Origin of the sequence: Pseudoalteromonas sp. NZS100 (genome assembly GCF_015864815.1) — a bacterium.
Lineage (GTDB): Bacteria > Pseudomonadota > Gammaproteobacteria > Enterobacterales > Alteromonadaceae > Pseudoalteromonas > Pseudoalteromonas distincta.
This window is the reverse complement of record NZ_JADYWM010000011.1, coordinates 1-14,295: the sequence shown is the minus strand read 5'-3', so window position 1 is coordinate 14,295 and position 14,295 is coordinate 1. Positions and strand designations below refer to the sequence as shown.

The window sequence follows — 14,295 nt, the reverse complement described above, 5'->3', positions numbered from 1 at the left end:
GCAGCAATATGATGCGATTTTTACTGGTTTGTGTACTTATGTTGTGCGCGACGCCAAGTTGGGCTTCAATTACTGATTACGTAGTTAAGCAATGGAATATAAAAGATGGCCTACCGTCGCAATCACTTAAAAGTGTTGTGCAAGATCAGCAAGGCTATATGTGGCTTGGTACGCAATTTGGTTTAAGCCGTTTTGATGGTACAACATTTACAAATTACAACACGCAAAATAGTCCATTCTTGCCTAGTAATGGTGTTAATAAGCTTTTAGTCGATTCTAGTGGTTTGTTATGGGTAGGCACTAAAAGTGGCTTGGTAGTTATTAACCCAGCCACATTTGCAGCACAAGAATTTAATATTAAAGGTCCAGTGAGAGATATTCTTGAGGACTCTAAAGGTAGCATATGGATTGCGGCCAACGGCTTATACTATGTAGATAGGGGGCAAGTTGATTTACGCACTGAAGTAAATGGTCCTCTACCTATTGTTAATGCTACTGTGATCACACAAATAGTTGGCTCTGTTAGCCAAATGGCACTCTCTCCTGAAGGCATTTGGCTGGTTAATGATCGTCATTTATTACGCCTTACAAAAAACTCATCAGATTTTTCTAAACTACGTTTAGAGCTTACCGCAAAAATATCTTTACCAGAGCGCTTAGCGCAAACCATAGTGCACGATTTATCATTTTTAAATGGTAATCTGTATATAGCTTCTGAGCTAGGTGCATACTTTTTAGATTTAGATGACGAGCTAAGACCTTTTCCTTTACCTAATGCAAATAACTCAGCCGTTTATAAGTTTATGAGTGATACCGATGGTGGCTTGTGGGTTTCGACCTATGGGCGTTTATTGTTCAGAGATAAAACCGGTGAGTGGCAATGGGTAGAGCCTAGCCAACTTGATCAAAGTATATGGTTTGCTGATATTTTTAGAGATGATAAAAATAACGTTTGGTTAGCAAGCTTTAGTGAAGGCTTGTGGCTTGCTCATGAAGGGCGAGTCGAAAGGCATTCAGCAGTTTCAAACATGACCGAATCTGTTATGGCTATTAGCCAAGCACCCGATGGTAAACTGTGGGTTGCGAATAAAAGCGGCATTGGTTATTTCGATTTAGATAAAAGTTTTATTAATTTAGTCCCAAGTAGTAAATATGGGTACGCGTCAGTACATGATCTACAATTTGATGGTGAGCGATTATATATAGCCACAGGGCGCGGCTTATTTGTTTTTGAAAACAAGACACTTTACACCGTCCCTGGTCGAGCACTTCGCGATAATCCGGTATTTGCAATAAGTCGCTCTAGTAAAGGCGGCTTTTGGATTGGTACCGGACGCGGTTTATATCGATTAAATTATGCTGGTTTAACGCCTTTTGCCTATAACGCTTTTTTAGGTAGTAAGTTTATTACCTACGTATTAGATAAAACAAACTTTGGTGTGATTGGTACTAGTAAGGGCGCATATTACTTTACAGACCGTGGCATTGAAAAAATTGGCGACCAAACAACACTTGAAAGCGCATACGTTACTAGCGTGCTACATATAGATGGCGTGGGTATTTTAATCGGCTCTCTTAACGACGGGCTTTTTTACAGAAGTACGCAAGGGCAATGGCGTCAGCTCGATGCAGCTAATGGTTTACCGTATGGTTCTATATTTAGCCTAGAATATGATGAAAAGTTAAAGCATGTTTGGGTAAGCACCATGAAAGGTGTTTACAGAATGCCTGTAGAGCAATTTAAAACAGAAATAAAAAGCCTAAAAGTTGAAGAAGTAATTTCATCTTTTGACCGTCAACTCGATGGTAAAGCGAATCAATGTTGTAGCGGACTTGGGCATGATGCGGTAGCAGACACCGGAAATTCTATTTGGTACCCAAGCTTACAAGGTGTTGTTGAAATACCTAAAAATGTAGAGCTATTTGGTGTGCTTGCATTAAAGCCAACAATAGAGACAATAACAACGCCACTTCGTCATTTAACTACCGCTGCGCTTGGTAAAAAACCATCATTAGAAACAGACGAGCGTGATATAACGCTAACTTACACAGCTATTGATTACTATGCACCAAACAGCATTGAATTTAGATATAAACTAAGTGGCTTAGATAGTGACTGGCGCTATGCAAATACGCGACGTGAAGCTATTTATACTAACTTGCCTCCTGGCTCGTTTTTGTTTCAATTAGAAGCTAAGCGCCAAGGTGAAGACTGGGCTAAAGCGCAAGATGTAGAGTACGGTTTTGTAGTGCCTGAGCGCTTTGACGAAACAATTTACTTTAGGCTTTTAATTACCAGTGGTTTTATTTTGCTTTTTTATCTCATTTTTTGGGTGTTTAGAGCACAAGAACGCAGAAAACAAGAAGCATTAGAGGGCTTAATCACTGAGCGTACCTTAGAGCTTCGCCAAGCTAATGATAAATTAGGCCAAGTGAATTCACAGCTTAAATTAGTGAGTCACTCAGATGAGCTAACAGGGCTACGTAGTCGCCGCTTTTTGTTTGATCAACTCCCTAAAGATATTGAGCACTTTCAACGTAATTCACAGTCGCTGCAGGCACAAGGTAAGTCACTGGTGCTGGTAATTATTAACTTTGATAACTTCAGCCGTATTAACGATGCGTATGGCCCAATTGCAGGTGATAGCTGCTTACAGCAAATGGCTGCATTGTTAAATTCGCGTACGCAGGGTTCTGACTATGTGGCACGTTGGAGTGGTGATGAGTTTTTATTATTATTACGTGACTTTAAATGCAATAAAATAGACAGCTACGCTTCAGAACTTTGCAAAGTAATAGCGGCTAATTCGTTCCAATTACCAAATGGAAAAACAACTAATATCACGGCATCAATTGGTTGGTCATTTTATCCATTACCTTTATTAGGCGGACAGGTAATTAGCTGGGAAACCTCTATTAACTTGGCCGATATAGCACTGCATCAAGTTAAAAAACGCGGTGGTGATGGCGTGGCTAATATTACGTTTGATGATCAGCTCGATGCATTTGAGTTTGAACAAAACTCTAATGTTGATCAACAGTTAGGTATTTTACAAAGTAATGGCCTAGCTGATATTAAAGTGTGGATGCGCTGATGAGCAATATTTGATATTAAAAAAGGAGCCTAGGCTCCTTTTTTAATATGCTCAACTTTAGATGTATAGGAAGTTAATTAATAAACGCCTTAATAGCGTTTAAAATTCCTTGCTCGCCTAATCCCATTTCATCGTGCATTTCATCTTGCGTGCCGTGTTTAATAAACTCATCAGGAATACCTAAGTTAAGGATATTAATATCAGCTTTTTGCGTTGCCAAGTATTCGTTAACTGCAGAGCCGGCACCGCCAGCAATCGCGTTATCTTCAAGCGTAACAAAGGTATCGTGGCTAGTAGCAAGCTCATTTAAAAGTGCAGTATCAAGTGGTTTAATAAAACGCATATTAACAAGCGTTGCATCTAATTCGTTAGCTGCAAGCTGTGCGTTTTCAAGTAATGTACCGAACGATAAAATGGCAATTTTACTGCCTTTCTTAATTGTATCTGCTTTACCTATTTCAAGCAGTTGCATAGTGCTTTCAATGTCTGCAGTACCTGCGCTACCTCGAGGGTAACGAACTGCAACAGGGCAGTTTGCTTTATAACCGGTGTATAGCATTTGGCGGCATTCGTTGGTGTCGCTTGGTGCCATAATTACCATATTTGGAATACAGCGCATAAAGCTTAAATCGTACGCACCTTGGTGAGTTTCACCATCGGCTCCAACAATACCAGCGCGGTCAATGGCAAATAATACAGGTAAGTTTTGCAGTGCAACATCATGTATTAATTGGTCATACGCACGTTGTAAAAAGCTCGAGTAAATAGCAACAACAGGTTTTAAACCTTCACAGGCAAAACCAGCCGCTAAAGTAACAGCATGCTGCTCTGCAATGGCCACATCAAAGTATTGATCTGGAAACTCTTTAGAAAAACGTACCATGCCAGAGCCTTCACGCATTGCTGGCGTAATAGCCATTAACTTGCTGTCTTGCTTTGCCATGTCGCATAACCAATCGCCAAAAACTTTTGAAAAAGTAGCAGCGCTAGGTTTAGATTTAGGCAGGCTAGTTGTGCTTGGATCGAATTTTGGTACACCATGGTAGCCAATAGGATCGGCTTCAGCCGGTTTGTAGCCCTTACCTTTTTGCGTTTTTATATGTAAAAGCTGTGGGCCTTTTAAATTACGCATATTACGTAATGTATCTACAAGCATGTTTACATCGTGACCATCAATTGGGCCTATGTAATTTAGGCCTAATTCTTCAAAGAAGGTTCCCGGGATCATCATGCCCTTAATGTGCTCTTCCATTTTACTGGCAAGTTGTTTTACCGGAGGCACACCTGAGAGTAACTTTTTACTGCCTTCACGAATGTTAGTATAAAAGCTACCTGATAGAATTCGGGCAAAGTGATTTGTTAATGCGCCAACATTTTCAGAAATCGACATTTCGTTATCATTTAAAATAATAAGCATGTCTGATTTTACATCACCTAAATGATTCATCGCTTCAAATGCCATGCCTGCGGTGATAGCTCCGTCACCAATAATGGCTACAGATTTTCGACCTTTGCCTTCTTTTTGGGCGGCAATAGACATACCTAAGGCAGCTGAAATAGAGGTGCTTGAATGGCCTACGCTAAACGTATCGTATTGGCTTTCATCGCGAAAAGGAAAAGGGTGCAAACCGTCTTTTTGGCGAATAGTGTGCATTTGGTCGCGACGACCTGTAAGGATTTTATGTGGATAAGCTTGGTGACCCACATCCCAAACTAGGCGATCGTCTGGAGTGTTATAAACATAATGTAGCGCAACGGTTAGTTCAACCGTCCCTAAACCAGACGCTAGATGACCGCTACTTTGCGATACTGAGTTGAGTAAATAATCGCGCAGCTCATTGCTAAATGCAGGGAGTTTGTCTTGCGCTAAGTCACGCAATTGGGCTGGCTCGTCAACCAAATTAAGTAATGGATACTTGCTACTATCAAGTGTCATGGTTTTATATATATCCTTCGCTAACATTAATTCATTCAAAGCTTTTACGAATAATTAATGTTGAGTAATAATGTCAGTGCTAATTGCAATACGTATGAGCAAAAATTAGTGGTCACGCTCAATTAGGTAATTTGCTAGCGACGCAAGAAGTGTTGTGTCAGCATCTATATTTGCCAACGCTTCATGGGCTTGTTGTATTAAATTTTGCGCCTTTTCTTTAGCGCCTAGCATACCTAATAACGCCGGATATGTCGCTTTATTCGCGGCAATATCGGAGCCTTGTGGTTTACCTAAAGTAACCGTATCGCCTTCAACATCTAAAATGTCGTCGTGTACTTGAAACGCCAGCCCTATAGCATACCCAAAAATGCTTAAATTTTCTAAGGTTTGTTGATCTGCCTTTTCACTGCACAGTGCACCAAGTGTAATTGCACAATTAATTAAAGCTCCGGTTTTTAGCTTATGTATTCGCTCAAGCTCTTGTACGGTAATTACTTTATCTGTTGCTGCTATATCAAGACCTTGTCCGCCTACCATGCCCTCAAGGCCTGATGCGTGGGCAAGCGTAGCAATCATTTTTACTTGTGTTTGCGACGAGCATGTAAATTTGTGATTCGCAATAAGCTCAAAGGCGAGTGTTTGTAGGGCATCACCAGCTAAAATTGCATTTGCCTCGCCAAATTCTATATGGCAAGTAGGGCGGCCACGGCGTAAGTCGTCATCGTCCATAGCAGGCAAATCATCATGAACTAGCGAATAGCTATGGATACACTCAATTGCAGCAGCAAGTACATGTAAGTCTTGCTGGTTTGCACCGAGCATTTTACCTGTGGCATAAACTAAAAATGGACGTAATCTTTTACCGCCATTAAATAATCCATACTGGGTGGCGTTCTTTACCGTTTCTTCAGTATCGAGAGGCTGTTTAAAATGCTGCTGTAAGGTCGCTACTACATCTTTTTGAGCACGTTCGATATAATTATTTATGCTCACAGCTATTCCATATCATTATCAAAATTCGTAAGAACTGACTTTTCGCCATTCCCCATCAAAATTGATACTTTTTGTTCTGCTTGCTGTAATTTACCTGATGAAGCACTTGCTAATGCAATTCCACGCTCAAATTGCTTTAACGATTGCTCAAGCGATAAGTCACCTTGTTCCATGTCACTAACGATTGTAGATAATTCTTCTAGTGCTTGTTCGAAACTTAAGTTTTCAGGTTTTTTAGTCGCCATCTTTATTTCAGCTTACATAATAAATTTAGGGGTCAATTTTAGGGGGAATGCTAAACTAGGTCAAAGGATGATATTGGTTTTTTACCTTTATAACGTTAAATTATATTTCAAGTGTATTAATAAAGCCTTAATAGCGGTCTGTTAGTTTAATAAATCAATTGATAATTAGGTAGCCCTTATAACTTGATCTAAAATAGTGCTAAAGGCTGCTTTTTATGTTTATTTATAAAAATGGCTTAAGCAATTCAATATGTTGCCGATAAGCAGTTAATAATAAAAGTTTATGATAAGGCCATTAAGCATGAAACTTCTGGAGGAAATGTGGATTTAGCAACCATAATCGGGATCCTAGGCGCAATTGGCTTAATTGTCATGTCTATGTTTATGAGTAGTAGCGGTGAAATGGCTATGTTTGCCGATGCTCCTTCTAGTGTAATTGTATTTGGTGGTTCACTTTTCATTGTTTTATCAAATTTCACCATGTCGCAGTTTTTGGGGATAGGTAAAGTTGTTGCTAAAGCGTTTATGTTTAAAATTGAAACGCCAGAAGAACTTATTGAAAAAGCAGTAGAACTTGCTGATTCAGCTCGTAAAGGGGGCTTTTTAGCACTCGAAGAAGCTGAAATCCCAAATCCATTTATGCGCAAAGGCGTCGACATGCTTGTTGATGGCCATGACGCAGATGTTGTTCGCGCCACACTTCAAAAAGACATCTCTTTAACCACTACTCGACATGAAATGGGCGCAGGCTTATTTAAGTCATTAGCCGATATTGCACCAGCAATGGGAATGATTGGTACTCTAATTGGCTTAGTTGCAATGTTATCTAACATGGATGACCCAAAAGCAATTGGCCCGGCAATGGCGGTAGCGCTTTTAACAACTTTATATGGTGCGTTTTTAGCCAATGTTGTAGCAATTCCTATTCAGGTAAAACTTGAACTGCGTAAAGACGAAGAGGCTATGAATCAGCGTTTAATTTTAGATGCTATTTTAGGTATACAAGATGGCCAAAATCCAAAAGTAATCGAAGGTATTTTGAAAAATTACTTAGCTGAATCTAAACGCAAAGTAGATACCGAGGAGTAATTATGTCTGATCAAGAGTGCAAATGCCCACCACCAGGCCTACCAGCATGGATGGGAACGTTTGCCGATTTAATGTCACTGTTAATGTGCTTTTTTGTACTCTTGCTTGCGTTTTCAGAAATGGATGTACTTAAGTTTAAACAAATTGCGGGCTCTATGAAGTTTGCTTTTGGTGTGCAGAATAAAATTGAAGTAAAAGATATCCCTAAAGGTACCTCTGTTATTGCTATGGAGTTTACCCCAGGCAAACCAGAACCCACTCCAATAGAAACTATTCAACAACAAACAGTAGAAATGACTCAACAAATGTTAGAGTTTCAGGCTGGAGATGAAAGCTCAGCTGGCGGCAGGCAAGAACAACGCGGGGACAAACGTGGTGGCGAATCTCGTAGTACTTCTCAAGAGCAATCGTCAGAGCAAGCAACTTCAGCGGCCGATCAGGAACAAACTAACGAGCTCGTTAAAAAAATCGCGCAGCAGCTTGAAAAGCAAATAATAGATGGCGCAATTGAGCTTGAATCTTTAGGGCAGCAAATAATTATTCGTATTAGAGAGAATGGTTCATTTCCTTCGGGTAGTGCATTTTTACAACCTAAGTTTAAACCCATAATTCAAGATATTGGTGTGCTGTTAAAAGATGTACCTGGCGAAATTACTGTATCTGGCCATACCGACGATTTTCAGGTATCGAATGAGTTATATATTAACAACTGGGACTTATCGTCAAAGCGTGCTGTAGCAGTAGCAAGCGAGCTGCAAACGGTGCAAGGGTTTGATAAAAACCGCATGATGGTAGTGGGGCGGGCTGATACCCGTCCACTTGTTCCAAACGATTCAAATGAAGATCGCCGCAGGAATCGCCGAGTAGAAATATCTATATTACAAGGTAAAGCAAAAGAGTCAGCGCCTATTGATGTACGTTAAGCTATTGCTTGGTATTATATCTCACTACTTTTTGTTTTAATTTAGGGTACTTAATTGCCTAAGCATCTTGGCAATTTCATCATTTTAGCTTACTGTACATTTCCTTAACATATGTAATGGAATGCCCGTGAATAAAAAATATAAGTATAGCGATATGCCTGGAAATGGTACTGGCGGAGATGACGATAAGACGAAAGAATAACAATGCCTTTATGGGTTGATAAGGTAATTACATTTCTTGAACTTAGCTGGGTTTTATTTTTAATCCCAGCTATTGTTGTTTTCTATTTGCGTAAAGATTTTTTAGCATTACGATTTGTATGTGTCACAGGTGTATTTTTCTTATTTGGTGCACTTATATACGATTCTTTAAAAGAGTTTGATAAAGATATTTATATATATAGATATCTTGTCTGGGCGTTTAATGACATAGCTTGGATGGCTTTAATTGCCTATCTTGGGATAAAAGATAAAGTTTATTTATGGCAATGTGTGTTAGGTCAGTTGGTTGTTATAATGGCACCAATTTTACAACTTCTTCGCGTTCTTGATCGCCACCTTTGGGATTTATCTTATAGCACGCTAATGTATAAAACGCTTTTACCTTTAATTAATACGCTCACCGTAGTGGTGTGTTATCTTCCGCTAATTTATATTGTAATTAAAAATAATAAGACAGTAACTGGTAATAATCATAAAAAAGCCCCTCCTTTAAAATAGCTGTGCTAAACTACTGTTTATATAAACAGTGCTGAGCAAGCTATGAAACTCTACATTGCAGAAAAACCTTCACTTGGACGCGCTATTGCTGATGCGTTACCAAAACCACATAAAAAACACGATGGCTATATAGAAGTCGCCAACGGAGATTGTGTCTCGTGGTGTATAGGGCATTTACTAGAACAAGCAGAGCCCGATGATTACGATGAGCGCTTTAAAAAGTGGCAGTTTGATCACTTGCCTATAATACCTGAGCAGTGGAAGTTAAAAGCCAAAACCAAAACTCGCAAACAGCTCACTGTTTTAAAAAAATTAATTAAACAAGCCTCGCAACTTATTCACGCTGGCGATCCAGACCGTGAAGGCCAGCTTCTGGTCGACCAAGTAATAGAAGAAGCTAAAATAAGTCAGGCTAAAAAGCAAAGTACGCAACGTTTACTCATTAGTGATTTAAACTTATCGGCGGTAAAGAAATCATTGGGCACAATGCGTTCTAATCGAGATTTTATTCCGCTAAGTGTATCTGCTTTAGCGCGCTCTCGTGCTGATTGGCTATTTGGTATGAATTTAACACGTGCATACACACTAGCTGGGCAAAAAGCAGGGTTTGGTAATGTGCTTTCGGTAGGGCGAGTACAAACCCCTATTTTAGGTCTTGTTGTTAATAGAGATAACGAAATAGCACACTTTGTATCTAAGCCTTTTTACGATGTACTGGCGCATTTACTTACTCCAGATAACCAGCCATTCATAGCTAAGTGGGTTCCAAGCAAAGCATGTGAGCCACATCAAGATGAAGAAGGGCGAATACTTAACAAAGCTCTTGCAGAAAATGTTGCTTCACGTATTACAAGGCAAAGTGCTGAGCTTACTTCACTCGACCAAAAACAAAAAAAGCAAAGTGCTCCATTACCTTATAATTTATCTGCTCTGCAAATAGATGCCGCTAAAGCATTTGGTATGCCAGCTCAAAAAGTATTGGATATTTGCCAAATACTTTACGAACGTCATAAACTAATTACTTACCCACGCTCAGATAATCGTTATTTACCCAAAGATCACCATCAAGAAGCATCTGCTATTTTAAAGGCAATAAGTGCAAATGGGGGGCAAGGCAGTGAATTAGTAAACGGGGCTGATGTAAAAAAGCGTAGTAAATGTTTTAACGATTCAAAAGTAGCTGCCCATCATGCCATTGTGCCTACGGCTAAGCAGTTAAAGTCAGCGAGTTTGAGCGGTGACGAAGCAAAGGTATATCAATTAATAAGCCGTCATTACTTAATTCAGTTTTATCCCGACTATATATATAACGAAACTAAAGCTGAGGTAATTATTGCTGGTGGGCTTTTTAAAGCAAATGCAAAACAGGATGTAAGCCTGGGCTTTAAGGTATTAATGGGTAAGTCTGAATTAAAAGATGAAGCCTCGCTACCTCCTTTAACTAAAGGTATGCCTCTTTTTTGTGAGCAAGGCGAAGTGGTCGAAAAGCATACATCACCTCCTGCTTATTTTACCGATGCTACATTATTGGCTGCGATGACGGGCATTAGCCGTTATGTTAAAGATCCACAAATTAAAAAAGTATTAAAAGACACTGATGGTTTAGGTACGGAGGCAACACGTGCGGGAATAATCGAGTTGCTATTTAAGCGGCGTTTTTTAAAACGTGAAGGTAAGTCAATTAGAGCGACCGAAACGGGACTTGCTCTTATTAGCGTATTACCACAAGGTTTAGCGAGTCCTGATTTAACCGCAAAGTGGGAGTCGAGCTTAGGTGATATTGCACAGCAGGCAATGAGTTATCAGCAATTTTTACAGCCTTTACTTGCTGACCTAAATGGGTTTGTTCAATTAGCAGCAAACTGCGATAGCAATGCATTTGCGAAGTTACCAAAAACCTCACCTAAAAAACGTTTTGCTAAACGAGGTGGAAAAGCGACCTTTAAAAAGTCGAGTTATAAAAAAAGCTCTGTTGCTAGTTAGCAACAGAGCTATTTTATTAAACCATGTTGCTTAATGTTGAATTGGTATTACTTAACCTAAACTCAGGTTACTTATTAAATAAGGCAACAGCAGCGTTACTCATTGCTTTTATTCCAGTAGGAATAGCAACTTTATAATCTGGCGCAAATTTACTAGAGTGTAGAGAAGGGAGTACCTCACCTGTTTTTATTGAATCTGCATATTGTGCTTGGTTTACGCCTCCTAGCCAAAAGAGGGTAATAGGGATATTTTCATCGGTGCGTCCGTATAGGCCAAAATCTTCACCCGCCATTACAGCTTGTGTTTCAAGTACATTAGTATCGCCAATTGCGCTGGCTATAGAGTTTCTAACAATGTCTGTTTGTGCAGGGTTATTATAAGTAGATGGAATAGATTCATCTTCATGTACATATATTACAGGGTAGTTAGATTCATTTAAGCCAGCACTTTGTGCAATACCTGCGGTGATTCGTTTTATTGCTGCTATTTGAGCGCTTCTTACATCGGGGTTATAGCTTCTAAGAGTGAGTTGTAGTTTTACTTCATCCGAAATCACATTATGTTTTGAACCACCATGAATAGACCCCACTGTAATAACAGAAGGCTCAAGCGGTGAAAGCTCTCGGCTTGTGATTGTTTGCAAAGCAAGTACAGTGCGTGCAGCTATAACCACTGGGTCTATAGTTGTATGCGGATAAGCACCATGACCACCTTTACCTTTAATTGTAATATCGACAGAATCTACACTTGCCATCGTGTATTCATTTTTCATTGATACCTTACCAGCGGGGACGCTAGCGCTTACATGTAAAGCAATTATATGATCAGGTTTTGCATATTTACTAAATAGTCCTTCGCTTAACATCGCTTTAGCACCCCCACCTACTTCTTCTGCAGGCTGTGCAACCATCATTAATGTACCTTGCCACTGTTTTTTATGAGCAATTAACTGCTCTGCAGTTCCAATAAAAGAGCTCATGTGGATATCGTGGCCACAGCCGTGCATTACACCTACTTTTGCACCGCGCTCATCTATTACTTTGACTTTTGAGGCATAGGATTTTCCTGTTTGCTCAATAATAGGTAAGCCATCAGTATCAGTGCGGATCATTACTGTCGGCCCCTCACCATTTTTATAAATACCAACTACACCAAAGCCACCTACATTACTTGTTACTTTAAAACCCAGCTGAGTTAATCTATCTGCTATCTTTTTACCTGTTTTTTGTTCGTGATAAGAGAGCTCTGGGGATTGGTGTAAGTCGAGGTAAAACTTTTCAATAGCTGGCATGGCTTTGCTTAAATTCAAATCGAGTCCATTTGCTTGTACTAATGGGCTTGCTAATAAAAGTATTGCACTTAGGTAAGTTAATTTCATATTTTCCCTTATTGTTGAATATGTATACCGAGTGATTTAGGTATATGACTTGTAATTATTATGTTCACCACCATATAAAAACCTAAATAGACGAATATGGCAATCAATTCAATGAGCAACATAGTTAGTATTAATGCGCAAAACCTTCAACAAGTACTCGGTGAAACATCACAACAAAAATTGGTGTTGCTTAACTTTTTCTCTCCTCAAAGTCCTGACTGCATCGGACAGGCTGCAATTTTAGATAAAGTAGCAGCAGAATATGCAAGCTATATAGTAGTAGCAAACCTAGATTGCGATACAGAACAAGCACTCGCTTCTCAACTTGCGCAACAAGTTGGTCTGCAAACACTGCCTACGCTTGTATTATTAAAAGACTCCGCACCAGTAGATTTACTTGCAGGTGTTCAAAGCGAAGCGCAAATACGCGAAGCCCTAGCAAAGCATTTACCTGCGCAACAAGACTTACTGTTAGAACAAGCAAAGCAAGCGTTATTAAAGTCAGATTTAAATGCTGCATTTAATTATGCAAAGCAAGCTTATGAAATAGACAGCGGTAATGCACGTATCAAGTTAGTGCTAGCAGACATATGTATTCAAATTCACAAGGTAGATGAAGCGCAAGCACTTATAAATACAATAGATGCACAAGAGCAAGATGCTTACTTTAATAATATTAAAGCAAAATGCGAAGCCGCGCTTGAAGCAAAAGACTCACCAGAGATTAAAGAAAAGCAACAACAAGTAGAAAAGTATCCAAATGACTTAGAATTAAAAGAAGAGCTCAGTATTTTACTTAATGAAGCAGGCAGAAAAGAAGAAGCATTGGATGTACTGTTTACAGTTCTACAAAAAGATCTGAACTTCAACGAAGCAAAACCAAGCTTTTTAGCCATTATTGCCTCTTTACCTGATGGCGACGCACTCGCAGCTAAGTATCGTCGCAAATTATATAGTATTTTATACTAGGGTCTGTTGCTCTTTGCGGATTAAAATTTGTTCAAACTAGGGGGGGGTTAATCGCGGCGCGAGATTTGTAACCTAGTGGGCTCGGTAACTGCTCCTGCGTTACCCCACTGGCTTACATCCATGTAAGAATAAGTCTAAACCGAGTAACAAAGAGTAAATAGCCCCTAGGAAGAACCCTTTGGGCAGCGCCTGTTTGGCATTAATGCTACGTTATCGCCTATTTATGGGGAGTAACCACACAACATAGGCTCTGCCTTGCCTGAATACCAAACAGGCTGCTGCAAATTTAACCTTGAAAGATAAACAGACCCTAGATTCTAATAACTATTACTTTTGAGAAGCACCTACATAAGGTGCTTTTTGCATTTTTAAGGTTTTAATTAATAGCTTTAGTATGGTTTAGCTATGTAAAAACAAGAGTTATCAACAGGATTTTGTGGGTAACTTGTGCTTATCATGTGTGCTTGCTTGGGGCTTAATTTTAATTACTATTTTATGCAAATAACGCTTGCGTAAAATCCGCCGCTCCCTATAATGCGACCCCACTGAGACGGGAAACGCCAACGCATAGCGAGGCACGAACTACTCAGAGAGTTAAATAAAACTTCGGTTTTAAATCTTCCAAAAGAAAGTTTAAAACAAAGTATTGACTCGAAAAATAAAGGGTGTATTATTCGCATCCCTTGAGACGCTAAAGCGACTCAAAACGTTCTTTAACAATATAAAGCAATCATCTGTGTGGGCACTCGTACAGATTGAGTTCTAACAGCCAAGCTACTTAGGTAGCGAGGCAAACAAATTAGAGTCTCAATTGAAAACTGAGTGACCAACAGAGTAGTTATTTCGGTAATTATTCGGCACAGTCAATTCAATATCGAAAGATATTAAAAAATTCAGAATTCATTGAGCTGTCGAAAGACAAAAAACTTTTTAATTGAAGAGTTTGATCATGGCTCAGATTGAA

General features: G+C 39.4%; 10 protein-coding genes. 6 read left to right on the top strand and 4 right to left on the bottom strand.

Annotated features, from left to right (window positions below; genetic code table 11):
* The first annotated feature begins 8 nt into the window (after window positions 1-8).
* On the top strand, window positions 9-3,095 hold the full coding sequence (locus I6E69_RS12430; RefSeq protein ID WP_002961745.1) for a ligand-binding sensor domain-containing diguanylate cyclase: 3,087 nt from the start codon (window positions 9-11) through the stop codon (window positions 3,093-3,095).
* Window positions 3,096-3,168: 73 nt separating this feature from the next.
* On the opposite strand, the gene dxs is transcribed toward I6E69_RS12430, so the two are convergent.
* From dxs to I6E69_RS12415, 3 genes are all read right to left on the bottom strand, one after another.
* Complete coding sequence (gene dxs / locus I6E69_RS12425) at window positions 3,169-5,031, bottom strand: 1-deoxy-D-xylulose-5-phosphate synthase (RefSeq protein ID WP_197121356.1); 1,863 nt, start codon at window positions 5,029-5,031, stop codon at window positions 3,169-3,171.
* A gap of 105 nt (window positions 5,032-5,136) precedes the next feature.
* Window positions 5,137-6,024: a (2E,6E)-farnesyl diphosphate synthase gene (gene ispA, locus I6E69_RS12420; RefSeq protein ID WP_039490432.1), complete on the bottom strand. Its 888-nt coding sequence runs from the start codon at window positions 6,022-6,024 to the stop codon at window positions 5,137-5,139.
* Between the two features lie 2 nt (window positions 6,025-6,026).
* Window positions 6,027-6,269, bottom strand: a complete 243-nt coding sequence (locus I6E69_RS12415) for an exodeoxyribonuclease VII small subunit (RefSeq protein WP_002961738.1) — start codon at window positions 6,267-6,269, stop codon at window positions 6,027-6,029.
* Window positions 6,270-6,590: 321 nt separating this feature from the next.
* Here I6E69_RS12415 and pomA point away from each other — a divergent pair, with 321 nt between their 5' ends.
* From pomA to I6E69_RS12395, 4 genes are all read left to right on the top strand, one after another.
* Entirely contained in the window at window positions 6,591-7,358 is a 768-nt protein-coding gene (gene pomA, locus I6E69_RS12410) for a flagellar motor protein PomA (RefSeq protein WP_024597197.1), read from the top strand.
* Between the two features lie 2 nt (window positions 7,359-7,360).
* Window positions 7,361-8,281 (top strand): flagellar motor protein MotB, encoded by a 921-nt coding sequence (locus tag I6E69_RS12405; protein WP_024597196.1) that lies wholly within the window; start codon window positions 7,361-7,363, stop codon window positions 8,279-8,281.
* Between the two features lie 204 nt (window positions 8,282-8,485).
* On the top strand, window positions 8,486-9,001 hold the full coding sequence (locus tag I6E69_RS12400; protein WP_197121355.1) for a hypothetical protein: 516 nt from the start codon (window positions 8,486-8,488) through the stop codon (window positions 8,999-9,001).
* A gap of 42 nt (window positions 9,002-9,043) precedes the next feature.
* Window positions 9,044-10,984: a DNA topoisomerase III gene (locus tag I6E69_RS12395; RefSeq protein ID WP_197121354.1), complete on the top strand. Its 1,941-nt coding sequence runs from the start codon at window positions 9,044-9,046 to the stop codon at window positions 10,982-10,984.
* A gap of 67 nt (window positions 10,985-11,051) precedes the next feature.
* On the opposite strand, the gene I6E69_RS12390 is transcribed toward I6E69_RS12395, so the two are convergent.
* A complete protein-coding gene (locus I6E69_RS12390; RefSeq protein ID WP_197121353.1) occupies window positions 11,052-12,362 on the bottom strand; it encodes a M20 family metallopeptidase in 1,311 nt (436 codons plus the stop codon).
* A gap of 111 nt (window positions 12,363-12,473) precedes the next feature.
* Here I6E69_RS12390 and I6E69_RS12385 point away from each other — a divergent pair, with 111 nt between their 5' ends.
* Window positions 12,474-13,331: a tetratricopeptide repeat protein gene (locus I6E69_RS12385; RefSeq protein ID WP_002961723.1), complete on the top strand. Its 858-nt coding sequence runs from the start codon at window positions 12,474-12,476 to the stop codon at window positions 13,329-13,331.
* Window positions 13,332-14,295: the final 964 nt, after the last annotated feature.

What these genes read in the sequence shown, in the direction of transcription:
- I6E69_RS12430 (WP_002961745.1), top strand. Translation starts at nt 9, where the DNA reads ATGATGCGATTTTTACTGGTTTGTGTACTTATGTTGTGCGCGACGCCA.
- dxs (WP_197121356.1), bottom strand. Translation starts at nt 5,031, where the DNA reads ATGACACTTGATAGTAGCAAGTATCCATTACTTAATTTGGTTGACGAG.
- I6E69_RS12415 (WP_002961738.1), bottom strand. Translation starts at nt 6,269, where the DNA reads ATGGCGACTAAAAAACCTGAAAACTTAAGTTTCGAACAAGCACTAGAA.
- I6E69_RS12405 (WP_024597196.1), top strand. Translation starts at nt 7,361, where the DNA reads ATGTCTGATCAAGAGTGCAAATGCCCACCACCAGGCCTACCAGCATGG.
- I6E69_RS12400 (WP_197121355.1), top strand. Translation starts at nt 8,486, where the DNA reads ATGCCTTTATGGGTTGATAAGGTAATTACATTTCTTGAACTTAGCTGG.
- I6E69_RS12395 (WP_197121354.1), top strand. Translation starts at nt 9,044, where the DNA reads ATGAAACTCTACATTGCAGAAAAACCTTCACTTGGACGCGCTATTGCT.
- I6E69_RS12390 (WP_197121353.1), bottom strand. Translation starts at nt 12,362, where the DNA reads ATGAAATTAACTTACCTAAGTGCAATACTTTTATTAGCAAGCCCATTA.
- I6E69_RS12385 (WP_002961723.1), top strand. Translation starts at nt 12,474, where the DNA reads ATGAGCAACATAGTTAGTATTAATGCGCAAAACCTTCAACAAGTACTC.